The organism is Flavobacterium anhuiense, assembly GCF_050990855.1.
In the GTDB taxonomy this organism is placed as follows: domain Bacteria; phylum Bacteroidota; class Bacteroidia; order Flavobacteriales; family Flavobacteriaceae; genus Flavobacterium; species Flavobacterium anhuiense_C.
Genome location: NZ_CP158861.1, coordinates 224,479 through 248,794 on the forward strand (window position 1 = coordinate 224,479; position 24,316 = coordinate 248,794).

The 24,316-nt window shown below is 33.2% G+C and carries 25 protein-coding genes; 18 read left to right on the forward strand and 7 right to left on the reverse strand.

The window, feature by feature from the left end; genetic code table 11:
- Positions 1-72 precede the first annotated feature (72 nt).
- The 10 genes from recF to ABTV69_RS01125 all read left to right on the forward strand — a co-directional run bounded on the left by recF (position 73) and on the right by ABTV69_RS01125 (position 8,947).
- The gene (gene recF, locus ABTV69_RS01080; protein WP_433833491.1) at positions 73-1,152 is read left to right on the forward strand and encodes a DNA replication/repair protein RecF; all 1,080 of its coding nucleotides are present in this window, start codon (positions 73-75) and stop codon (positions 1,150-1,152) included.
- Between the two features lie 113 nt (positions 1,153-1,265).
- A complete protein-coding gene (locus ABTV69_RS01085; protein ID WP_433833493.1) occupies positions 1,266-1,943 on the forward strand; it encodes a DUF2461 domain-containing protein in 678 nt (225 codons plus the stop codon).
- 99 nt (positions 1,944-2,042) lie between these two features.
- Positions 2,043-3,098 (forward strand): glycosyltransferase, encoded by a 1,056-nt coding sequence (locus tag ABTV69_RS01090; RefSeq protein ID WP_433833495.1) that lies wholly within the window; start codon positions 2,043-2,045, stop codon positions 3,096-3,098.
- 158 nt (positions 3,099-3,256) lie between these two features.
- On the forward strand, positions 3,257-4,270 hold the full coding sequence (murB, locus tag ABTV69_RS01095; protein ID WP_433833497.1) for a UDP-N-acetylmuramate dehydrogenase: 1,014 nt from the start codon (positions 3,257-3,259) through the stop codon (positions 4,268-4,270).
- 74 nt (positions 4,271-4,344) lie between these two features.
- The gene (locus ABTV69_RS01100; RefSeq protein WP_433833499.1) at positions 4,345-4,959 is read left to right on the forward strand and encodes an FMN-binding negative transcriptional regulator; all 615 of its coding nucleotides are present in this window, start codon (positions 4,345-4,347) and stop codon (positions 4,957-4,959) included.
- An 84-nt stretch (positions 4,960-5,043) separates the two neighbouring features.
- Complete coding sequence (locus tag ABTV69_RS01105) at positions 5,044-6,150, forward strand: glycosyltransferase (protein ID WP_433833501.1); 1,107 nt, start codon at positions 5,044-5,046, stop codon at positions 6,148-6,150.
- The gene (locus ABTV69_RS01110) at positions 6,141-6,692 is read left to right on the forward strand and encodes an RNA polymerase sigma factor (protein WP_433833503.1); all 552 of its coding nucleotides are present in this window, start codon (positions 6,141-6,143) and stop codon (positions 6,690-6,692) included. Before ABTV69_RS01105 ends, ABTV69_RS01110 begins: the two co-directional genes overlap by 10 nt.
- A 156-nt stretch (positions 6,693-6,848) precedes the next feature.
- A complete protein-coding gene (locus ABTV69_RS01115; protein ID WP_433833505.1) occupies positions 6,849-7,679 on the forward strand; it encodes an energy transducer TonB in 831 nt (276 codons plus the stop codon).
- Positions 7,680-7,766: 87 nt separating this feature from the next.
- On the forward strand, positions 7,767-8,504 hold the full coding sequence (locus tag ABTV69_RS01120; protein ID WP_433833507.1) for a DUF4184 family protein: 738 nt from the start codon (positions 7,767-7,769) through the stop codon (positions 8,502-8,504).
- A 62-nt stretch (positions 8,505-8,566) separates the two neighbouring features.
- Entirely contained in the window at positions 8,567-8,947 is a 381-nt protein-coding gene (locus ABTV69_RS01125) for a PH domain-containing protein (protein WP_433833509.1), read from the forward strand.
- Positions 8,948-9,006: 59 nt separating this feature from the next.
- On the opposite strand, the gene ABTV69_RS01130 is transcribed toward ABTV69_RS01125, so the two are convergent.
- The 6 genes from ABTV69_RS01130 to ABTV69_RS01155 form a co-directional block, all read right to left on the reverse strand.
- Positions 9,007-10,146 (reverse strand): hypothetical protein, encoded by a 1,140-nt coding sequence (locus ABTV69_RS01130; protein ID WP_433833511.1) that lies wholly within the window; start codon positions 10,144-10,146, stop codon positions 9,007-9,009.
- 19 nt (positions 10,147-10,165) lie between these two features.
- Positions 10,166-10,351 carry a hypothetical protein gene (locus tag ABTV69_RS01135; protein WP_433833513.1) on the reverse strand — a complete coding sequence of 62 codons (186 nt, stop codon included), beginning with the start codon at positions 10,349-10,351 and terminating at the stop codon, positions 10,166-10,168.
- Positions 10,352-10,363: 12 nt separating this feature from the next.
- Positions 10,364-11,305 (reverse strand): hypothetical protein, encoded by a 942-nt coding sequence (locus ABTV69_RS01140; RefSeq protein ID WP_433833515.1) that lies wholly within the window; start codon positions 11,303-11,305, stop codon positions 10,364-10,366.
- Between the two features lie 11 nt (positions 11,306-11,316).
- Positions 11,317-12,441, reverse strand: coding sequence for a hypothetical protein (locus tag ABTV69_RS01145; RefSeq protein ID WP_433833517.1), 1,125 nt, complete (start codon positions 12,439-12,441; stop codon positions 11,317-11,319).
- 15 nt (positions 12,442-12,456) lie between these two features.
- Positions 12,457-13,056, reverse strand: coding sequence for a hypothetical protein (locus ABTV69_RS01150; RefSeq protein ID WP_433833519.1), 600 nt, complete (start codon positions 13,054-13,056; stop codon positions 12,457-12,459).
- 239 nt (positions 13,057-13,295) lie between these two features.
- Complete coding sequence (locus ABTV69_RS01155; RefSeq protein ID WP_433833521.1) at positions 13,296-14,171, reverse strand: M48 family metalloprotease; 876 nt, start codon at positions 14,169-14,171, stop codon at positions 13,296-13,298.
- A 327-nt stretch (positions 14,172-14,498) separates the two neighbouring features.
- On the opposite strand from ABTV69_RS01155, the gene lipA reads away from it, so the two are divergent.
- The 3 genes from lipA (at position 14,499) to ABTV69_RS01170 (ending at position 18,638) form a co-directional block, all read left to right on the forward strand.
- A complete protein-coding gene (lipA, locus tag ABTV69_RS01160) occupies positions 14,499-15,365 on the forward strand; it encodes a lipoyl synthase (RefSeq protein WP_433833523.1) in 867 nt (288 codons plus the stop codon).
- A 76-nt stretch (positions 15,366-15,441) separates the two neighbouring features.
- Entirely contained in the window at positions 15,442-16,440 is a 999-nt protein-coding gene (gap, locus tag ABTV69_RS01165; protein ID WP_433833525.1) for a type I glyceraldehyde-3-phosphate dehydrogenase, read from the forward strand.
- A gap of 26 nt (positions 16,441-16,466) precedes the next feature.
- Positions 16,467-18,638 (forward strand): ATP-binding protein, encoded by a 2,172-nt coding sequence (locus tag ABTV69_RS01170; protein ID WP_433833527.1) that lies wholly within the window; start codon positions 16,467-16,469, stop codon positions 18,636-18,638.
- Between the two features lie 38 nt (positions 18,639-18,676).
- On the opposite strand, the gene lpxK is transcribed toward ABTV69_RS01170, so the two are convergent.
- A complete protein-coding gene (gene lpxK / locus ABTV69_RS01175; protein WP_433833529.1) occupies positions 18,677-19,684 on the reverse strand; it encodes a tetraacyldisaccharide 4'-kinase in 1,008 nt (335 codons plus the stop codon).
- 84 nt (positions 19,685-19,768) lie between these two features.
- On the opposite strand from lpxK, the gene ABTV69_RS01180 reads away from it, so the two are divergent.
- From ABTV69_RS01180 to ABTV69_RS01200, 5 genes are all read left to right on the forward strand, one after another.
- A complete protein-coding gene (locus ABTV69_RS01180) occupies positions 19,769-20,842 on the forward strand; it encodes a hypothetical protein (protein ID WP_433833531.1) in 1,074 nt (357 codons plus the stop codon).
- 82 nt (positions 20,843-20,924) lie between these two features.
- The gene (locus ABTV69_RS01185; protein ID WP_433833533.1) at positions 20,925-22,019 is read left to right on the forward strand and encodes a Nif3-like dinuclear metal center hexameric protein; all 1,095 of its coding nucleotides are present in this window, start codon (positions 20,925-20,927) and stop codon (positions 22,017-22,019) included.
- A 3-nt stretch (positions 22,020-22,022) separates the two neighbouring features.
- Positions 22,023-22,802 (forward strand): zinc ribbon domain-containing protein, encoded by a 780-nt coding sequence (locus ABTV69_RS01190; protein ID WP_223708607.1) that lies wholly within the window; start codon positions 22,023-22,025, stop codon positions 22,800-22,802.
- Between the two features lie 174 nt (positions 22,803-22,976).
- Positions 22,977-23,837 carry an alpha/beta fold hydrolase gene (locus ABTV69_RS01195; protein WP_433833535.1) on the forward strand — a complete coding sequence of 287 codons (861 nt, stop codon included), beginning with the start codon at positions 22,977-22,979 and terminating at the stop codon, positions 23,835-23,837.
- Positions 23,838-23,936: 99 nt separating this feature from the next.
- Complete coding sequence (locus ABTV69_RS01200; protein ID WP_433833537.1) at positions 23,937-24,284, forward strand: antibiotic biosynthesis monooxygenase family protein; 348 nt, start codon at positions 23,937-23,939, stop codon at positions 24,282-24,284.
- Positions 24,285-24,316: the final 32 nt, after the last annotated feature.

A 24,316-nucleotide genomic window follows, 5' to 3' on the forward strand; every position in this document is an offset into this window, starting at 1 on the left:
TTTTCGGTAATTTGCAGCCTCAAATTTTTACTGCTAAAAAACAGTAAATAGTACACATGGAGTCCCTAAAAAATGCATTTAAATAAAATCTCATTATTCAATTACAAGAACTTTTCTGAAGCAAGTTTTGATTTTGACATCAAAATCAACTGTTTTGTTGGTAAAAACGGCATTGGAAAAACCAATGTGCTCGACGCAATTTACCATTTGACGTACGGAAAAAGCTACTTTAATCCTCTTGCGGTGCAAAATATCAAACACGGTGAAGAGTTTTTTGTAATTGATGCTGAACTCGAAAAAAATGAGAGAACCGAGCAGATTGTCTGTAGCTTAAAAAAAGGACAGAAAAAAGTTTTAAAGCGAAACGGAAAACCTTATGATAAATTCTCAGATCATATCGGATTTATTCCGCTTGTAATTATTTCGCCAGCGGATCGTGACCTGATTATTGAAGGAAGTGAAACACGCCGTAAATTTATGGACAGCGTGATTTCGCAGTTAGACTCAACTTATCTCCACGAATTAATACAATACCAAAAAGTAATTACACAACGAAATGCACTTTTAAAGTATTTTGCACTAAATCATGTTTTTGACAACGATACCTTATCTATATATAACGAACAATTGCAAGGTTTCGGAAAATCAATTTTTGAAAAACGAAAAGATTTCTTAGAGCAGTTTATACCTATATTTAATAGACACCATCAGGCAATCACAGGATCTGAGGAAAGTGTGCAGCTGGTTTACGAAAGTCATTTGTTTGAAAAAGACTTATTAACTCTTTTACAAGAAAACATTAATAAGGATCGTGCATTGCATTACACAACTGTCGGAATTCATAAAGACGATTTGTCTTTTGAAATTGATTCACATCCGATAAAAAAATTCGGATCGCAAGGACAGCAGAAATCTTTTTTGATTGCTTTAAAATTGGCTCAATTTGAATTCTTGAAAAAACAAAGCGGTGTAAAACCAATTCTTTTGTTTGATGATATTTTTGACAAACTAGACGAAACGCGTGTTGCCAAAATCATAGAAATGGTAAACAGTGAAACATTCGGACAGCTTTTTATTTCTGACACTCATCCAGAAAGAACCGAAGCGATTGTAAAATCGACGCATCAGACTTATAAGATTTTCAATCTTTAATTCTTGAAAAATGGTACAATTTGTATCAGCTTTCAAGATTAATTCCAAAATAGAAATCAGTAAATTAGCCTGAGTAAAATTTAAAAAATAACTGCAATAAATATTTAAGGAATATGCTAACGAAAGAATCATTGCAATTTTTAGACGATTTAAGAAAAAACAATAACCGAGAATGGTTTCAGGACAATAAAAAACGATACGAAGTGTTCAAAAAAGATTACCACCAGCTGGTGAGTGATTTTCTGGATGCAATGAAACCGCTTGATCCATCGCTTGAACTTCTAGAAATAAAAGACTGTACGTTTAGAATCAACCGCGACATAAGATTTTCTAAAGACAAATCACCTTATAAATCTCATTTGGGTGTTTGGATGTCGGCTGGAGCAAAAGGCGCAAATCGTTCTGGCTATTATGTTCACATTGAAAAAGGAGCCAGTTTTATTGCCGGCGGATTTTATTCGCCTGAAGCGGAAGATTTAAAGAAAGTCCGTAAAGAAATTGCTTTTTTCTACGATGATTTACAGGAAATTTTAAACGACAAAAACTTCAAAAAAGAATTTGGAAGTTTAGATGTAAACGAAAATAATTCATTAAAAAGCATGCCTCGCGGTTACGAAAAAGACCATCCAGCAATTGAATTCTTAAAATTGAAAAGTTTTACTGCAACTCAGCCTTATGATATTTCAGAAGTAACAAAAAAAGATTTCGTAAAGAAAATGAGCGAAAAACTTATTGCTTTAAAACCACTAAACGAATTCATCAACCGCGCATTGGAAACTGAAGAATTTTAATTTTATTTGCCACAGATTACACAGATTCCCACAGATTAATTTTTCGCAAATGCAAAATCCTTTTAATCTTTTTAATCTGTGGCAAAAAACAATAACTGAATGAAAAGAAAAATACTTTTTCTTGGAGAATCTTATCGTGCCGACGCCATCACTTGGATGAAAGGCCTAAAAGAATTTGGTGATTTTGAAATTATCACTTGGGAACTTCAAACTTCAAACAATAAGAGATTCAAACGTATTTTAGAGTATTTCTTTGCACCTCTTTCTATTCGCAAAATCATTAAAAAAGAAAAACCAGATATGGTTATTGCAGAAAGAACGACTAGTTATGGCTTTCTTGCGGCATTATCTGATTCTAAAACCATTGCTATTGCTCAGCAAGGACGAACCGATTTATGGCCTGAAGAATCTAAATTATATCCTTTTAAAAAATTCATTCAGAAATATGCTTTCAAAAAAGCCCATTTAATTCATGCTTGGGGACCAGTGATGGCCGTTCACATGAAAGCAACTGGTGTTGATATGGACAAAGTTTTGGTGCTTCCAAAAGGAATTGATTTATCACTTTTCACTCCTTCAACAAATCATTCAAACAAAATTGAAGCGATTGTCACGCGTTCGCTTCAACCAGAATACCGACATGATTCTATTTTAAAAGCTTTCGGAATCCTAAACCAAAAAGGAATTGATTTTTCGCTGACAATTGTTGGTGACGGAACAAGATTACAGTTTTTGAAAGATTTAGCTACCGCACTTCAAATCGAAAACAAAGTGATTTTTACAGGAAGAATTCCGAATACAGAACTGCCTAAATTATTACAGCAATCGAACATTTACATCAGCATGCCCATTACCGAAGGTGTTTCGGCATCTTTGTTTGAAGCAATGGCTTCTAATTGCTTTCCTGTAGTTTCTGATATTCCAGGAAACCAAAGCTGGATTACACATCGCGAAAACGGTCAATTAATTGAAATTGATAATCTAGAAATGCTTGCCGAAGAATTAATCTGGTCTTTTGAAAATCCTGAATTACGAAATGAAGCGATTATTCAAAATAGAAAATTTGTGGAAGAAAATGCTAATTATGATATTAACATGAAGCTTATTTCAGAGAAATATCATGAGTTGCTCAACTCACAAAATAGTCTACTTTAAAATTATCAAAATTTAAACAGCCACAGATTAAAAGGATTAGCACAGATTACAAATCCTTTTTAATCTTTTAATCTGTGGCTAAAAACTTTGCGCATCTTTGAGGTTAAACCAAAACTTATAATTCATACTTTTGAATCCTATTAAAAAGCCTTTTATTTATGGAAATCCAATCCAATTTTTCTTTAAAAAAACACAACACTTTCGGCATTGAAGCCAGTGCTAAACAATTTGTTGCTGTTCATTCTATTGCTGAACTAAAAACAGTTTTAGCCGAAAACAAAAACGAAAAAAAATTCATTTTAGGAGGCGGAAGCAATATGCTTTTGACGAAAGACATTGACGCTTTGGTTATTCATATTGATTTAAAAGGAAAAAAAATCACCAAAGAAGACGATGATTTTGTTTGGGTTGAAAGTCAGGCGGGCGAAACTTGGCATGATTTCGTTCTTTGGACAATCGACAATAATTTTGGAGGTTTAGAAAACATGTCGCTTATTCCTGGAAATGTTGGTACAACTCCAGTTCAGAATATCGGCGCTTACGGAACTGAAATCAAAGACACTTTCGTTTCTTGCGAAGCGATAAATATTGCCACTCAAGAAATGAAAACTTTCGATAATGCAGAATGTAATTTTGGCTACCGCGAAAGTATTTTCAAACACGAAGCAAAAGATCAATATATTATTACTTCGGTTATTTTTAAATTGACCAAACGCAATCATAAAATCAATACTTCTTACGGAGATATTTTGGCAGAATTGGCTAAAAACAACATTACAGAACCAACATTAAAAGATGTTAGTAATGCTGTAATCGCGATTAGACAAAGTAAATTGCCAGATCCGAAAGAATTAGGAAATAGCGGAAGCTTCTTCAAAAACCCGATTCTATTGAAATCTGATTTCGAAAAAATCCACCAAAAATTCCCAGAAATGAAATTTTACGAAGTGTCAGAAACAGAAGTAAAAGTCCCAGCGGGTTGGCTAATTGAACAAGCTGGTTTTAAAGGAAAACGTTTTGGCGATGCTGGAGTCCATAAAAACCAAGCATTGGTTTTAGTAAATTACGGAAATGCAACTGGGCAAGAAATTTTAGCAGTTTCAAAAGAAGTTCAAAAAACCGTCTATGAAACTTTTGGCATTCAAATCGAAGCAGAAGTGAATGTGATTTAAAACACAAATTTCACTAATTGGCACAAATTTAATTCGTGGAAATTTGTGAAATTCGTGGCAGTAAAACAACACAAATGTATACACCCGATTTATACAAAAACGAAAATCAAGAAGAAATCAAAGCTTTTTTGAAAGAAAACAGCTTTGGAATCCTGATTAATCAGACGAACGGAAAATTAACCGCAACTCATATTCCGATAGAACTTGAAGTCAATGCCGAAGGAAAAGAAACCCTTCAAGGACATATTTCAAAACTAAATCCGCAAGCAGAAGGATTTAAACAAAACGATCAGGTTTTAGCGGTTTTTACGGGTCCGCACAGTTATATTTCGTCATCTTGGTACGATCATGAAAATGTGCCAACATGGAATTATATAGCTGTACATGTTTACGGAAGAATCAAGATAGTAGATTACGAAACTTCAGTTGAACAATTAAAGAAATTAGTTGACAAATATGAAGTCAATTCAGAAAACCCTGTTCGCGTTGAAGATTTATCCGAAAAAACAATGCGCGAAGCACGTGGAATATTTGGTTTTGAAATAGAAATTGAAGAGATTCAAGCTACTAAAAAACTTTCTCAAAATCGCGACGATCACAATTATAAAAACATAATTTCGGAATTGGAAAAAACCGAAAACCCTCAGGCTATTGCTGTTGCAAAAGAAATGTCAAAATACCGAAAGTAAATCGGTTTTAACCATTGAAAATTAGTATTTCATAGTTACATTTGTTCTCGCAAATTTAGGTTTTAATAGTTTAACTAAATCCAGATGCTTATATACATATTTTACTTTTTTATTGCTATTGTTGTAGTTCAATTATTTTATTATTTAGGAGTTTTTGGGAAATTTGCTTTTGCCAAACCACAGCATATGAAACCTAAAAACCTTCCGGTTTCTGTAATTGTATGTGCAAAAAATGAAGAAGAGAATGTAAAAAAATACGTTCCGCTTTTAGCTCAGCAAGATTATCCCGATTTTGAAATTGTCTTAATTGACGACGCATCTAGCGATGAAACACTTGAAGTTTTTGAAGAATTTGAAAAAGAATTCCCTAATATTCGTTTAGTAAAAGTCGAAAACAATGAGGCTTTCTGGGGAAATAAAAAATATGCTTTAACACTTGGAATAAAAGCTGCTAAGAAAGAATATTTACTTTTTACAGATGCAGATTGTTTTCCAAGCTCTAAAGATTGGATCACTTCTATGACTTCACAATTTACGATGAATAAAACAATCGTTTTAGGTTATGGTGGATATGAAAAAGTGGAGCATTCCTTTTTAAACAAGATTATTCGCTTTGAAACTGTTTTAACAGCAATGCAATATTTTTCATGGGCAAAAATAGGCCTGCCATATATGGGAGTTGGAAGAAATCTTGCTTACAAAAAAGAAGAGTTTTTTAATGTGAATGGTTTTATTGATCACATTCAGATCCGCTCTGGTGATGATGATTTGTTCATTAACCAAGCGGCAAATAAAACAAATACCACTATTTCTTATATGCCTGAAAGTTTTACGTATTCAAAACCTAAGCTAACTTACAAAGAATGGTTTACTCAAAAAAGAAGACACATTTCTACTGCAGAACATTACAAGTTTTTTGATAAAATGCAGTTAGGATTATTTTTCCTTTCACAATTATTTTTCTTTTTATTAGTTATTGTATTATTAGCATTTCAATTCCAATGGATTGCCGTATTAGCAATTTTAGCAACGCGCTATACTGTTGTATGGACAGTTATTGGATTTTCAGCAGGAAAATTAAAAGAAAAAGATATTAAAATTTGGTTTCCAGTTGTTGAGATAGCGCTTATATTAACGCAAATTAATATCTTTATAACTAATATCTTTTCAAAACCAGTATATTGGAAATAAATTCTAAAATAGAAAAAGCAAAAAAAGGCGATCAGATCGCCTTTACTTTTTTATTAGATCATTATTGGAATGAGGTGTACGCGTTTATGCTCAAACGAACTGAAAACGAAACTACCGCAGAAGATATTACCATAGAAACCTTCTCTAAAGCTTTTGACAAAATAGCTTCTTATAATCCAGAATTTCAGTTTAATACCTGGCTTATCGCAATTGCAAAAAATGTCTACATTGATTTGCTTCGAAAAAAGAAAACCAATCTTTTTATAGAAATCACAGACAACGAAGACCAACAAGCATACAACATTGCCGACCCTACTCCATCTGCAGAAGATGCGCTAATTAAAGAACAGAATCTTTCTCGTCTGCTCTTATGCATCAAAGAACTTAAACCACACTACCAAGAAGTAATTCAGCTTCGTTATTTTCAAGAAATGTCTTATCAGGAAATTGCTACTAAGATTGATGAGCCGTTAAGCAGCGTTAAAGTAAAACTTTTGCGTGCTAAAAAATTATTAGCCGAAATTATCGAACGTAACAGATAATTCACTATCTTTAAACAAAGGATAAACAATTTCTATTTTTATTCTTAAAACAAAAACATTTTCTCAAAACTAAAACTACAACTTTTACGTTGTTAGCTCAAACCTAAACCTTATCGCGTATGATTTAAAGTTACTTAACCTTAAAACCCAAAAATTATGTCTAAATTAAGCATTTATGAAAACAAGTGGACCGATCTTGTTTTCGAGAACAAAAACAAAGAATACGGCGCGTACCAATTACGCCAAGAGAACTCTAAAAACTCTGTTACCGCTCTCTTTATGGGTTTATTGTTAATAACGGCTTTAGGAAGTGCACCTGTACTTATTAGCAAATTTAGGACTTCTCCTGTTGAAGTTGAGCCAGAAGAACCTCAACTTTACGACCCAACGATTGTAAACGTTGACCCAACTGTTGTACCGCCACCGCCAGCCCCACCTGCACCAGTAGTAGAGCAAAGTGCAGCAAAATCAACAGACGCAACTCAACTAATCAATCCAGTTTTAGCAAAACCAGAAGAAGCAGTTGAAAAAATTGCTCCAAACACAGAAAATGCACCAGTGGTAGACAATGCAAATGGAAATGGAACTGCAACCAATACTATGCCTGTAACGGGAGGCGGAGGAGGAAATGGAGACATTGCATCGGTTACGCCACCAACTAACGAGCCTGTTTCTACTGCGATTTTGGATAAACTTCCAGAATTCCCAGGCGGAATTGGACAGTTTTACAAATATGTTGGAAACAATTTCCGCAGACCAGAACTTGACGTAGAAAAAACATTACGAGTTTATGTTTCCTTTGTAGTTGAAAAAGATGGATCACTTACAGATATTATGGTAAAAAATGATCCTGGTTACGGAATGGGAAAAGAAGCTATTAGGGTTTTAAAATCATTAAAAACAAAATGGACTCCAGGAATTCTTAACGGACAAGCAGTAAGAACTGCATACAATCTTCCGATTACAATAAAAACAGAGATTGAATAATATAAATATTTTGAAGAGTAAAAAAGCAGAACTTAAAGTTCTGCTTTTTTGTTTATATTTAATTCGTAAATTAAAAATGCAACCTTAATGCCTTTTACCTTTTCGCATCCTGCAATAATTCTTCCACTAAGGTATTTACCCAAAAAATGGTTTTCTCTAACAGCCTTAATAATCGGAAGTCTAACTCCAGATTTTGAATATTTTCTTCGTATGAAAGTTAAAAGCACCTACAGTCATACTTTAGATGGAATTTTCTGGTTTGATTTACCTTTTGCACTTCTATTAACTTTTATATTTCACAATCTAATTCGAAATCTCCTATTTCAAAATCTCCCCGTGGTAATAAAAAATAGAATTCTCCTTTTCATTGATTTTAATTGGAATAACTATTTTAAAAAGAATTGGCCTATAGTGATAATCTCTTTACTTATCGGAATATTTTCTCATATTTTTTGGGATGCCTTTACTCACAAACACGGTTATTTCGTCAATCAATTTGCTATTTTTCAAAACACCATATTACTATTTGGAGTAGAAACTCCATTTTGGAAAATAGCGCAGCATACTAGTACTGTAATTGGAATTATCCTCATATTATTCGCTTTCTTTAAACTACCAAAAACATTTTATTTAAAAACCTCTACTGACAAATTGTATTGGAGCAATGTTATTTTACTCACGACAACAATTTTATCAATCAGGTTTATACTAAGCCCATCAGCTTTAAACATTGGAAATTTAGTTGTCACTTCTATAGCATCTTTTTTACTTGCGACAACCATAGCCCCTGTTATAATTAAATTTAAATCCAACTCAAAAAAATAACAAAATCTACTACATTTACGTTTCAAAAACGAAATTCATTCAACTAAATTAAAAACAAAATAATGGGGATATTTTCAGCCATTCTTGGTAATGCAGGCTCTGTAAGTCAGGAAGATTTAATTAAGAAATACGGACAGCTTTTGACGGCAAATGAAGAAATTGAAATGGGTTTTAAACTTATTCGAGATACTTTCATTTTTACCAACAAAAGATTAATCTTAGTCGATGTGCAAGGCATTACAGGAAGTAAAACAGAATACAAATCTATTGGTTATAAAAGCATTACACGCTTTAGTGTTGAAACTGCGGGTACTTTTGATTTGGACGCCGAACTAAAAATCTGGGTTTCGAGTGAATTAAATCCAAGTATTGTAAAGCAATTTACTAAATCTGTTAATGTATATGAGGTTCAGAAAGTTTTGGCATATCATGTTTTAGGGTAGCATTTCGTTTAACCCGACAGCTCACGTTGAAATGTCGGGTTTTAGAAATAACATTTTAATTATCCTAACTGTATCATATCGATACTATAATTTTGTGGTGTAGACGCATTAGTATTTTGAATTGTCAGTGTTTTACCAGTCAATGTTATTGTATAATTAACCTGAGAAGAATCTGCTGTACATGATGATGCACCAATATTTGCTTTCATATCTAATGAGTTCCCATTAGGATCAAGAACCGTCGAAACATAGCTGCCAACTCTATTATTCATATAAAACATAACACTTTGTTTAATCATGAAGGTGGCACAAAAGTTTTTTCCGCAACTGTCTGTTGTCGTTACTGTAAACATAAAAAAGTTTATCTTACTATTTAACTCTATAGATTGGCTACTATTAGATCCTACTTGCGACATATTATAATAACAAGTTTGCAAAATAGCATTCACATTTGTATCGGACAATTTCACAAGTCCATTGTTATCGGCTGTCACTACATTGTCTGCAGTTCCAGACGACGTTATTTTTTTCATTTTAAGTTGCTTATCAATTATTGCACTTCCAGCAACATGCAACATCGCAGCAGGATTAGATGTTCCAACACCTAAATATCCTGCGGTGGTCAATCGTAGTTTTTCTGCCACTACATCTTTATTGGCTCCACCGTAATTTGACCAAGAAAAAATCCCTAGCGCTGTATTTTTCTCACCAGACTGGAAAACAGTAGTATAATTACTTCCCAATCCGATACCCGACGCATCTGGCCCACCCAAAAATTCAAGTTTAGCACCAACATTCTCATTGAAATATATCTTGTTAGCCTGCATATTCAAATCTTGTGTTGCAGTATGATTCCCTAGATTATCCCCAATAATTTCCGATTTCACTATTAATTTTTTCCAATTCGTACCATCGTAAAAATAATAACCAGCACCTTTAGCACCATTACCACTTATTGCTGCGTTAGTATTATAAACCATTAAACTTACTGCTGGATCAACAATTGTAGCAACATCACTAGTACTTTGCAAATTTATCTGCGGAATCAAAACCCCTTTATTAGGCGCATTTATATCCAACGCAACAGATTTATTAGGATCATTACTCATCATTCCTGTTTGGGCTATTAAATCATTTGCAATAAAACATGCTATTAAGAGTAATGCTATATGATAATATTTTGTTCTTTCAATTTTCATTTTACAATCATTTAGTAATTTAGTAATCAAATACAGATATTAGGTACAAATCAGTATTAGCTGAAGTATCGTTATCAGCATTTGATTGAATCGTAACAACATTATTAGCAAAACTTATCGTATAATTAAATGCATGCGAACCACTCCCATCTTCACATCTCAAAATATCTGCAAATAATTTAAAAGAAGTGCCTGAAGTTCCCACAGGAGTTACAGTTTAGATTTTATTTCTTGCCTGTCCCCCTAAATAAGAAACTGTATTGCCACAAACCGTAAAAGCTGCTATTCCATTACGCCCACAAGCATTCCCTATTGTGATCGTTACCATATAAACAGGCAAATCTACGACGGCAATAGAAGCACTAGCATCATTTGCCAGCGCCACAGTTCTATAATCATATCGTTTTGGCAAGCCTGTTAAGTCAAAACCAGCCTTTTTAAAGAAACCTTCATCGTCCATTACAATAATTTTGTCCGTTAAACCAGACGGCATTGTCTTTATAGTCAGCTGATCATTTACATATACATTACCCACAACCTGCAGTTTTTCTGACGGAGTATTGGTCCCTATTCCCAAATTTCCCTTTTGATTTAAACGCATTCTTTCCGTTAGCGTATTATTATTCAAACCGCTATAGTTAGAAAACGCTATTTGCCCAGATCCTATACCTTTATATCCCAGTTGAGTATTATTAATCCATCCACTATTATTTCTAAATAATGGCCCATCGTTATGATCTACAAGAGCTAATTTTAATCCATCAGCCCTGTTAAAATAAATTTTATTGTCTCCCATATTGAGATCTTTGATTGCTATGTGATTTCCTAGATTGTCGTCAGTATCATCTAGCGTGATTAATTTTTTCCAAATCACTCCATCGTAATAATAATATCCAACACCTAAAGCTCCTGCTCCAGCAATATCTGCTTTGGTATTGTATATCAACATACTTGCAACAGGATTAGGCACCGTAACAATATCTGTAGTATTATTTAGGCTAATACGAGGAATCAAAAGTCCTTTATTTAGATTTGATGTAAGATCCAAAGCTGCGGTTTGGTCGGAATTATTTTTTACTACCCCTACCTGGGCAGAAATTTTTGCCATAGAAAGAAACAATCCCACTATGACTAATATTTTTTTTATAAATAGTTTCATATGTTCAACTTTTATAGTACAGCTATTTTTAGATTATAGCTTTGTGATACAGAAGTATTATTATTAATTATGGTAATAACATTACTTGTAATAGCGATCGTAAAATCAAATTGATGAAAATCAGAACCATCCGCACTACAAACAACCATAGAATTAGCCGTTAATTGCAAGGAATTTCCAGTATTCCCAATTGTTGTCACCGCATATTCTCCTCCATATGCTTGTCCACCCAACATAGTGATTGTTGAATTATCCTTCACTATAAAAGTAGCTACAGCCTTATCTCCGCAACTGTTACTTGTATATACCACTAATTTATAGGCTGATTCTGGAACAATTGTAACGCTTCCACTTCTTCCTTGTGATACCGAAGAAATAGCATAATTATAGCGTCTTGGTATATTACCAATTTGAATACTCGATTTAGTAACACCTCCAGTTGTATTGGCGGCAAGCAAATAATCAGAATCAATACTTGCCGGAAGATTTTTAATGGTAAGAGTGGAATCAATTTGAGCACTACCTGCAACCTCTAAGTGTGCGGCTGGTGCACTAGTGCCAATTCCTAAATACCCCTGACTGTCTAATCTCATTTTTTCTATCGTGGAGCTATTTCCACTTCCTCCATAGGTAGACCAAATGTATTCTCCACTAGCAAATCCCTTACGACCAGTATTAAAATTTGTAGTCCAATCTGATTTAATTAAACGTATTAATGGCCCATCTTCACTGGTAGTTAACATTACTTTAATTCCATCAGCATTTTTGAAATATACTTTATTTGCTTTAATATTTAAATCTTTTAAAGCGGTATGATTTCCTAAATTATCACCTGTATTATCAATCGGAATTAATTTATTCCAGCCGTTGTTATAGTAATAAAAACCTGCGCCTTCACCAATATTCTCATTTATATTGTATACCAGTAAACTTGTTGCGGGATTAGCAATTGTTGTAACATCTGAAAGACTTTTCAAATTAACCCTTGGAATCAACAATGCCTTATTGGTTGCCTTTATATCCATTATAGCAGATTTATCGGGACTATTGCTCGTAAGCCCTATCTGAGCATTTGCTGTTATTTGACCTACTGCAAATAGAATTAACAGTAGTTTCATTTTTATTTTTGCTGCCATTTTTTTAATTCTTTATTAGAATCTTGACAATGTTTGCCATTTACCCGCACCCTCTTTTATTATTTGATAACTTACTTTGTTACCAACTGTAATAAAAGAATCCCCTTCATCTACAGTTTCGCTAGTAAATCTCACGGTAACGGTACTTGTAGAGCTATCTACGCGTTTAATTAAAAATAGACGCCCAGGAATTATACCTGCAGGAATTGTTACATTAATATTACCACTTGTTGCATCAACTAAGATCACATTATCTACGTTGGCATCAATTGTATAGTCGGTATTTTTCCTAATTACGTTCATAAACCCCACACTTTGTGATGTGGTTATCACCTTTAGAACTCCAGCAGCATCTGTAACTAGAAGCCGATCTGCCGTACTCCCTTGTCCTAGACCTATTAAAGATAGTGTGTTAGAGTCTGTAGTTGTCAATACAGTTGGTTCTGTTAAAGCACCTCCTAACATCATAGTTCCAGAAATATCATTTGTTTTCAAACCATTGGCTACATTAGGATAAATTTTAATTTTCTCTCCGAATTTAGTTACTACAGTTTTGGTTTGCCCAGTAATAAAGCCACTGCTTACTAATAAGAACATGCAAATTATTCTTTTCATTATTATATCATTTTAAATTGTACTTTTTTAGTTCTAATACTAGAAATTTATTTTCGTGCAAAATTAAATCAATACAAAAAGGTGCATTTCCTATATAAGTTATTAGTATATCATAATAAGACAATTAGAACAAAAAAGTTTTTTTTCTTTTAAAAATTGCATCAAAAAAAAAACCAATAAATTCATATGAATTTATTGGTTTTACTTTTTCAACGAAAAAAGATTTTATCTTCTAACCGCTATTTCTTTTTGGTTGTCGTTGTCTTTTTCGTGGTTGTCGTTGTCTTTTTAGTTGTGGCTGCAGGAGCTGTATTTACAATTTTTTGCTGCACATAAGGCTTATACACTCCATCCTTCTCAGCTCTTTTTTTAGCATCATCAGCTCTTTTCTTCGAATCAGGATGCGAACTCATCATTTGATCGATAAATGAAGCTTGAGTTCCTTCGCTCATTTTGGCTAAAATTCTGAAAGCAGATTCTTCAGCATTTACATCATAACCGTTTTTCTTCATAAAATTGTAAGCAAATAAATCTGCTTCCGACTCTTGTTTACGGCTGTATTTACTATCAATAATCGCGCTTCCAATTTTCCCAAGCTGACTATCTGTAACCGTTGCCACAGTTACCGATTGAGAAGCAGCCCCATCCATCAAAGCTTCTTTTTGATATGCCGCACGAATAGCATCTCTGGAATCATTGTTAGCAACGTGTCCGATCTCGTGTCCGATTACAGCAATTAATTCGTTATCATCCATAATATCCATTAATCCTGAATACACACGAACGCTTCCATCTGCCGTAGCAAAAGCATTTACTTCTTTCAATTTATAAACTTTATAGTTTAAAGTAAATCCGTCACCAGCAGCATGTTTTCCAAAAACACGATTTAATCTTAAAGTATAGCCGTCTGTTGGTCCAGCAATTTCATGCTCTGCATCTAATTTATCAACTGCTTCTTTAGACAATTTTGCTGCATCGGCATTACTAAAAGTAAAACCCGTCACTCCTTTCTGAACCGCCCCAATTGCTTTATCTCCCAGATTAATTTGTGCATTTGCTTTAGTAAAGCTAAAAGCAGCTAATAAAACTCCCAATACAATAAATTTCTTTTTCATTTTTTACTTTATTAATTTAATAACAAATATACTACAAAAAATTCCCTGTGTTTCTATCAAAAAATCGCTTTTTTTAACATTTAAAGGTATAAATTTTAAAGCACTAAAACACAGTTAATTGCTATAATAATAGTCGATTTTAAATTTTTCAAAAAAAAAGACAGTAGCAAAACCCAAAAAAGTATTTTAATACAATGATTTAACTTTTTTATTACACATAACTGAAGCGTAGTTCTACTGCTTTTTGGTGACAAATTGCTAAATTAAAGCACAAACAAATCTTCAAATAAACTACATTCCGTATCTTTGTACTTTGAACATTGATATATGGAAACAGTCACTGAAAATATACAAACCACAAAACCAAAGTGGTTAAAAGTAAAATTACCTATCGGACAAAAATATACTGAACTTAGAGGTTTAGTTGATAAATATAGTTTAAATACCATTTGCACTTCTGGAAGCTGCCCAAACATGGGTGAATGCTGGGGTGAAGGAACAGCAACTTTCATGATTTTAGGAAATGTTTGTACTCGTTCTTGCGGTTTCTGCGGTGTAAAAACCGGAAGACCTGAAACGGTAGATTGGGACGAACCAGAAAAAGTAGCTCGTTCTATTAAGATCATGAATATTAAACATGCTGTAATTACCAGCGTTGACAGAGACGATATTAAAGATGGCGGTTCTATCATTTGGATGGAAACGGTAAGGGCCATTAGAAGAATGAATCCTCAAACTACTCTAGAAACTTTGATCCCAGATTTTCAAGGAATCGAAAGAAACCTTGATCGTATTGTAGAAGCAAATCCTGAAGTTGTTTCTCATAACATGGAAACAGTGCGACGTTTAACCCGCGAGGTTCGTATTCAAGCTAAATATGACAGGAGTTTAGAAGTACTTCGCTATCTAAAAGAAAAAGGAATCAACAGAACAAAATCTGGAATTATGCTTGGTCTTGGAGAAACTGAAGAAGAAGTTTTCCAGACGATGACCGATTTAAGAAATGCAAATGTTGATGTGGTAACCATTGGACAATATTTACAGCCAAGCAAAAAACACCTTCCTGTAAAAGAGTTCATAACGCCTGAACAATTTGCCAGATATGAACAATTTGGTCTTAAATTAGGTTTTAGACATGTTGAAAGCGGGCCTCTCGTTCGTTCTTCTTATAAAGCACAAAAACATATTTTATAAAAAAAGTTTAATCATTTTAATCGTTTAATTGTAAAACCGATTAAACGATTAAACAGTTAAACAAATAAACTAAAAGTTGAAAACAAGAATTGCCATTAATGGATTTGGAAGAATTGGAAGAAATTTATTCCGATTGCTTTTAAACCACCCTGAAATCGAAGTCGTTGCTATAAATGACATCGCAGACAATAAAACAATGTCACATTTAATAAAATATGACAGTATTCATGGTGTTTTGCCTGTAGAAGTAAGTCATGACGAAAATAGCATTATTGTTGACGGAAGGCATTTTTTCTTTTTCCACGAAAAAAGCATTTCAAATATTGATTGGAAATCGCATTCGATTGATATTGTTATCGAATCGACAGGCAAATACAAAACGCATGAAGAATTAAATGCGCATCTTGAAGCTGGGGCAAAAAAAGTAATTCTTTCGGCTCCTTCAGAAGTTGATACGATTAAAACGGTAGTTCTTGGTGTAAACGAACATATTTTAGACGGAAACGAGGATATTGTTTCTAATGCAAGCTGTACGACAAACAACGCTGCTCCGATGATTAAAATTATCGAAGAATTGTGCGGAATCGAGCAAGCTTACATTACAACCATACATTCTTTCACGACAGACCAAAGCCTTCATGACCAGCCACATAAGGATTTACGCCGTGCGAGAGGTGCCAGCCAGTCAATTGTTCCAACAACTACAGGCGCAGCTAAGGCATTAACAAAAATTTTTCCTAAATTGCATAATAAAATGGGTGGCTGTGGTATTAGAGTACCAGTTCCAGACGGTTCATTAACAGACATAACCTTCAATGTAAAACGTGCCGTGAGCATTGAAGAAATAAATAAAGCATTCCAACAAGCCTCAAAAACAAATTTAAAAGGGATATTAGATTATACCGAAGATCCGATTGTTTCGGTTGATGTAATTGGCAACACACATTCTTGTTTATTTGATGCACAGCTAACTTCAGTTATCGATAAAATGGTAAAAGTTGTGGGCTGGTACGATAACGAAATTGGCTATTCATCAAGATTGATCGATTTAATTTTACTTATAAGAAAAAAATAAGATTCATTGTAAAAGCATTGCCATACATGAAATACTATCTTTTTATTGTTGTTTGTTTTTTTAACTCGTTTTTGTATTCTCAAGCCAAAAAGAATACGGATAGCGTGACCTATTATAACAAGCTAGCCAACACAAATCTTAACAATAAAAAGTACACACTGGCAGTATATTACACTGAAAAGTCGATTAATTTTTGCGAAGAAAATGGCAAAAAAGAGAATTTAGCCAATCAAACTTTTAAACTTGGTAAGATTTATTACAACCAAAGAAAATTTGAAGACGCTTTAAAAAACTTCCATAAAACAGTTTCTTTATTTGACACTTTAAAACCAAGCTGTACAAAAGTTTTGGCATTGCATTACATTGGTGTAACCAATACTGCAAAAGGTGATTATAAAACTGCAGTTGTGTATTACACAAAAGCTAAAGATTTACTGAAAGAACTCAACATTGACGACAATGCAGAAGCACTTGATTATCAAAAGGCTTTAGCATTCAAGACCAATAACGATCTTAAATCGGCTGCAAAAACTTTAAAAACAATAACTAAAAAACCTGATAATAATGCCATTTTAAAAACTAAAGTAGATGCTTATTATCAGCTTGGCTTAATTGAAGGGCAACTTAAAAGAAATGATTCCGCCATCATTTATTTCAATAAAGCCTTAGATTACAATGATAAAATCAATGATTTCCCAAAAAAATCAAAAATCGTTTTGGCGATAAGTCAATACTACAAACAAAATAAAAATTACGATCTAGCCTATTCGTATTTAGACGAACATTATCAGTTAGAAAATTATCTTTTGAAATTAAAAAATGCCAAAATTGATTTGGACGAATTCCAAAAATTCAAAAAAAATCAATCTTTGACTAATACTATAAAAAAGGAAAATGAAGAAAAATTTCAACTGAAAACGTATCGTTATTCTAAGTTAGTGAGTATTTTAGCAATTGCTTTAATTTCGATTTTATCTCTTTTGAGTTTGGCTTTGTATAAAAACAACATCATACGAAATCAGAATAATTTATTGCTTCGAGAAAAGAACAAAGAATTGATTTTAGCCAAAAATAAAGCCGAAAAAGCATCAAAAGCACGATCTGAATTTTTGTCTACAGTAAGTCACGAACTCCGGACACCATTAAATGCCATAAACGGAATCACTCATATTCTTCTTGAAGACAAACCGAAGAAAAGACAATTAAAATATCTTGAATCTTTAAAGTTTTCAGGAAATTATTTAACCACTTTCATCAATGAAATTTTAGAAATTAATAAAATTGATTCGACTAAGGCTGAAATTGAAAACATTAGCTTTAATTTGAAAGAGTTGCTTATTAACATTCAAAGTTCATTAAAGGAACTTGCCACAGCCAACAAAAACTATTTTAACTTAGAAATAGACAAAGCTATTCCTGACAACTTAATTGGAGATCCTACAAAATTATCTCAGATCATCCTTAACTTAATCAATAATGCTTTAAAATTTACTCAGAACGGGCATGTAAATGTTATTGCCAAATTGTATTCGCAAGAAGAAGAGAACGCGATCGTCTATTTTGAAATTGTGGATACTGGAATCGGAATTCCGGAAGACAAACTCCAATCTGTTTTTGAAAGCTTTTCTCAAGGTTCCATAGAAGTCAATAGAAAATACGGCGGAACAGGTCTTGGTCTTACTATCGTAAAAAAATTAATCGAACTTTTGGGAGGCGAAATAAAACTGAAAAGTGAAGTAGGTAAAGGTTCTACGTTTACCTTTAAACTAAATTTCAAAGTCAACAACGAACCATTGGAGGTAATCGAAGAAGTAAAACCTTATAACGACAAACAATTGAAAAACAAATCTATTTTATTGATTGAGGACAACAAAATCAATCAAATGATTACTCGCAAAATGCTGGAAAACAAAAACATTACTTGCGAGATTGTTGACAATGGCGAAGATGCTGTCGAACTTTTAAAAGTGAAACGCTTCGATATGATTTTAATGGATGTTCATCTTCCTGGAATTAATGGAACTACTGCAACGAAATTAATTCGTGAGTTTGATAAAGAAACGCCAATTATTGCTTTAACCGCTATTTCGCTTGACGAAAACAGAGACATGCTTCTTTCTTTTGGAATGGATGATGTAATTACAAAACCTTTTGTTCCAGACGATTTTTATAGCACTATTGCTAAGTTTTTTGATTAACTTTTTAAAAGATACTAAGGTTCTGAGACGCTAAGGTTCTAAGTTTTTTTTACGTATTCTAAAATCTTGGCATCAAAATTTTGTTGGTGATTGATGAAAGAGCTTTTTATTGGCAAATAATACAATTGATTTACCAATTCTGAATCTTTCAGACGCACATAATCTTTCTCGGTAGTAATTATTTTTCTTCCGTTTGCTTTATTCTGAATGGCGTCTACATCTGCATCAGAAAAATGATGATGATCTGGAAAAGTCAAACATTCGTCATTTTCATTTTTTAAATAATCAAAAAACGGTTTTGGTTTTGCAATTCCCGCCAAAAGCAATTTAGATTCTGATTTTATTTCGCCAACTGCTATTTTTTCGTTTTTACCAAAAATGAATATATCGTAATCTATAAAAGTAAAAAAGACTTGCTGACTGCTTTTCAACTTTAACCTAATCTCAGATTGTTCGTCATCGGTTAAGATTTTAGGACATTTCGTAACAACGATAATACTTGCTCGTTCTGCTCCGCTCCTGCTTTCACGCAAATTTCCTGTTGGAAGCATAAAATCATCTGAATACAAATCTCCATAAGAAGTTAGTAAAATATAAAAACCTGCTTTTACTTTTCGATGCTGATACGCATCATCCAATAAAATAATTTCTGGCTTCTCATTTTGAGAAAGCAATTGTTGAATTCCGTTTGTACGATTGGCATCAACGGCTACCATCACATTTGGAAATTTTTGATAAAACTGAAAAGGTTCGTCTCCCAAAATTTCAGCATTTGAATTTTCATCAGCCAAAACAAAACCTTCAGATTTTCTTTTATAACCACGGCTTAAAGTGGCTACTTTATATTTATCAGATAATAATCGAATTAAATATTCAATTTGAGGTGTCTTCCCTGTTCCGCCTACACTAAGATTTCCAACAGCAATTACTGGAAGATCAAACGAAGTCGATTTTAAAACTCCTTTATCAAAAAGAAAGTTACGGATTGAAGTAATGAATCCGTATAGAATTGCGAAAGGGAAAAGTAATTTTCGAAGTATTTTCATTTTACGAAAGTATAATTTTTATATTATTATTGCTTGCAAAAAGCAAAAAGAAATGTCACGATACTTAAAACGAACAAAAGTGTTTTGGCAAATAAAGAAGGGGAATTCTCTATTCTTATAGATAAAGCAAATTTTAATGATAAAATTATTGTATCGGCTTTTGGATATATTTCAGATACGATTTCAATTAAAAATCTTGTTGATGCCAATAAACATTACGTAAAAGTAAAATTAAGACCATTTCATTTTCAAACTATTAATTTAAATGAAGTTGTTGTTAGTTCAACCTCAAAGCCTTTGTCTGCTGAAGAAATAGTAGCAAAAGCTCTAATAAATGCTGAACTTAATTATGATCAAAATCCATATAATCAGACCTTTTTCTTCCGTAATCAAGTGATTAAAAACAATGAAATCATTTCGCATGACGAATCGATTATAGCTACTTATAATTCAATAGGAATGAAAGGCACTAATAATCCTGATGAAAAAATATTTGGAGAAATACAGCAAACACATGTAATTGTTAAAAACGATTCAAAAAACAACTTAGGCAACATAAACACTTTTGCTTTTCTGTTTAATCGTGATCTTATTTTAAGCAAAGCCAATGTACTTTACAAGCCAACTTCTTATACCTTAAAAAAAGAAGGAATTGTACCTTACAACGAGCAGAAAGTCTACAAAATAAGCTTTCAGAACATTGAACCTGGCGCATATTCTACTGGTTATGGCTATCCGGCACCAAAAAAATCATCGGGAGTTTTATACATCGACATGCAAACATTTGCCATCTTAAAATATGAACATTGTGTTACCAGAGAACCATTTGAAGTAAAAAGCCAGCCTGGTAAAACGGCGCAAATGAATCATAAAATCACAATAACTTATAAACTATCAGAAGGAAAATATTTTATCAATTATCTCAATGTGATAGACAAATCGATTATCACTTCAACGGCTGATAATTCGTATTTATACGACACTTACAATGTTAGCAATTTATTGTCGACGGAAATAAAATCGATAAATACTCAAAAACTTAATCGACCACTTTTAAAAATTGGTTTAAATAATGCTGTCCAAGAAAATTTAGATTTTTGGAAAAACAATAGCTTTATTCTCCCTGATGAAAAAATCATTTTTGATTTATGCTATTAAAAATTGCGACATTATTTCTTCGATTGTAATAGTTTAGAATTTGGATTACTTTTGTTATTCACTTTAAACTTTTGAAATTCGAATGAAAATTAAAGAAATAATAGCGGTTCTTGAAGAAATGGCTCCTTTGGCTTACGCCGAAGATTTTGACAATGTCGGGCTTTTAGTCGGTGATTCTGAAACCGAATCTACCGGAGTTCTGGTTTGCCACGATGCCTTAGAAAGTGTAATTGATGAAGCGGTTTCTAAAAACTGTAATCTCGTTGTTTGCTTTCATCCGATATTGTTTTCTGGAATTAAAAAAATCACAGGTAAAAATTATGTGGAACGCGCGATCTTAAAAGCAATCAAAAATGATATTGCCATTTACGCCGTTCATACCGCGCTTGACAATCATTCGCAAGGCGTCAACAAAATTTTCTGTGACGCTTTAGGATTAACAAATACTAAGGTTTTGATTCCGAAGCAAAATTTCATTCAAAAATTAGTGACTTTTACTGTTCCAGATAATGCTGATAAAGTTCGAAATGCAATGTTCGAAGCGGGCGCTGGAACAATTGGAAACTATGATAATTGCAGTTTCAATACGCAGGGATTTTTTACTTTTCAAGGAAATGAAGACAGCAATCCTGTAATTGGAGAAAAAGGAAAACTGCATACGGGAGAAGAAATCAAAATCGAAGTGGTTTTTGAAAAACACTTACAATCCCGCATTTTAAAAGCACTTTTTTCGAATCATATTTATGAAGAAGTGGCTTATGAGATTTATGATTTAAAAAACTCGCATCAAAATATTGGTTTAGGAATGATTGGCGAACTGGAAACCGAAATGGATGAAAAAGATTTTCTTCTTTCGGTAAAAGACAAAATGATTGCTGACGGAATTCGCCATTCTGCATTTTTAGGCAAAAAAATCAAAAAAGTTGCCGTCTTGGGAGGCTCAGGAAGTTTCGCTATAAAAAATGCCATTCAGGCTGGAGCCAATGCTTTTTTGACTGCCGATTTGAAGTATCATCAATTTTATGAAGCCGAAAACAAGTTACTTTTGGCAGATATTGGTCATTTTGAGAGCGAACGCTATACAAAAAATTATATTGTTGATTATCTTCGAAAAAAAATTCTTAATTTTGCAATCATTTTATCGGAAGAAAATACAAATCCAGTTAAGTACTTATAAAATATGACGAATACGAAAGAATTAAGTGTTGAGGACAAGTTAAGAGCAATATACGATTTACAGCTTATTGACTCTAGAATTGACGAAATCAGAAACGTTAGAGGAGAACTTCCTTTAGAGGTTGAAGATTTAGAAGATGAAGTTGCAGGTTTGAGCACTCGTTCAGAGAAACTGAAAGGTGAACTTGAAGTGATTGAGGAGCAAATCAAAGCAAAGAAAATTGCTATTGAGGAGCATAAGGAGGTTATTAAAAAGTACACTAAACAACAAGAATCAGTACGTAACAACAGAGAATTTAATTCTTTGACAAAAGAAGTTGAATTTCAAGAATTAGAAATTCAATTGGCTGAAAAGCAAATCAAAGAAATGAAAGCTTCTATCGAGCACAAAAAAGAAGTTATTTCTAATTTAAAAGAAAAACTTGATGCTAAAAGCTCTCATTTAAAACATAAAAAATCTGAATTAGACGCTATCATGGCTGAAACTCAGAAAGAAGAAGCTTTCTTAACTGAGAAATCTGCTGAATATGCTGCACAAATCGAAGACAGATTATTGGCAGCTTACAACAGAATCAGAAGCAGCGTTCGTAACGGATTAGCTGTAGTTTCTATCGAAAGAGGAGCTTCTGCTGGATCTTTCTTCACAATTCCACCACAAACTCAGGTTGAAATTGCTTCAAGAAAGAAAATCATCACTGATGAGCACTCTGGAAGAATCTTAGTTGACACACAGTTAGCTGAAGAAGAAAAAGAAAAAATGGAACAATTGTTCGCAAAATTCTAAATATCAAGTCCCGATTTAATCGGGACTTTTTTTTGCTATATATTTTTGCCACAGATTAAAAGGATTAACACTGATTAAATTATTTGCATCCTGAATAAAATCTTTTTAATCCTTTTATCCCGATAGCTATCGGGAGTGACAAAACATTTTTTACCTTTAGACAAAAAATAAATTTTGGGAATTAAAAAAGGCATTCGTTTTATTACATTAAAATCTGTTGGCTCTTACATTAACATTCTAAGTTACGTGCGTCCGCAAAAGGCTGTTGAACTTTCTTATGCGCTTTTTAGTCAGCCTCGAATTGGCCGATTGCAAAAAGAAAAACTTCCTAAAGTTTTAAAGAATACAGAAACAGAAATTTTCCATCATAATGAACATCATTTTCAAACTTATATTTGGAAAGGAAACGAAACCAAAATTTTATTAGTTCACGGTTGGGAAAGCAATGCTTCACGCTGGAAAAAAACCTTGCCTCATCTCCAGAAATCAGGAAGTACTATTATTGCACTTGACGCTCCTGCACACGGGCAAAGCAGCGGAAAAGAATTCAATGTGCCGCTTTACGCTGAATTCATCAATAAAGCAGTAGAAAAGTATCAGCCCGAAATTATTATCGGACATTCTATTGGAGGCGCGGCTTGCGTTTATCATCAATATTTATTTCCGAATACGAGCATCAATAAAATGGTCGTTTTAGGCGCTCCTTCTGAGTTAAAAACTTTGATTGATAATTATGTTTCGATGCTGAGTTTGAATACTAGAATGTTTTCACTTTTGGAAAGTAAATTCCTTGACCGATTCAATTTTAAATTAGAAGATTTCTCGGGACAAAAATTTGCTTCAGAATTTACTATTCCTGGATTTATTGCTCACGATACTTCAGATAAAATTGTGGCTTTCGCCGAAGGGCAAAAAATAGCCAGCAATTGGAAAAACAGTCAATTTATTGAAACCTCTGGTTTAGGGCATGGAATGCACGATGATGAATTGTATGATAAAGTGATTGAGTTTCTTTTTAACGAGCAAAGCTCGTAGCTACAAAGGGGCAAAGGTGCAAAGGCGCAAAGACCTTTTCACATTTTACATTTTACATTTCACTCATAATTCATAACTCATAATTCATAACTCAAAAACATGATAGCTGTAATTTTTGAAGTAATACCAAACGAAGGAAAAAAAGAAGAATATCTGGATATTGCCGCAAGTCTAAAACCACAATTAAGCCATATTGATGGATTTATTTCTATTGAACGTTTTCAGAGTTTGAGCGATTCTGGAAAAATTTTGTCATTATCTTTTTGGAGAGACGAACAAAGTATTCAGCAATGGAGAAATCTCGAAATGCACCGACACGCTCAGGAAAAAGGCAGAAATGGCATTTTTAAAGATTATCATTTACGAATTGCAACCGTGGTTCGCGATTACGGAATGTTTGAAAGAAACGAAACACCAGAAGATAGCAAGGAGTTTCATCATTCTTAAAAAAGGTTCAAAGTTGCAAAGGGACAGAGGGA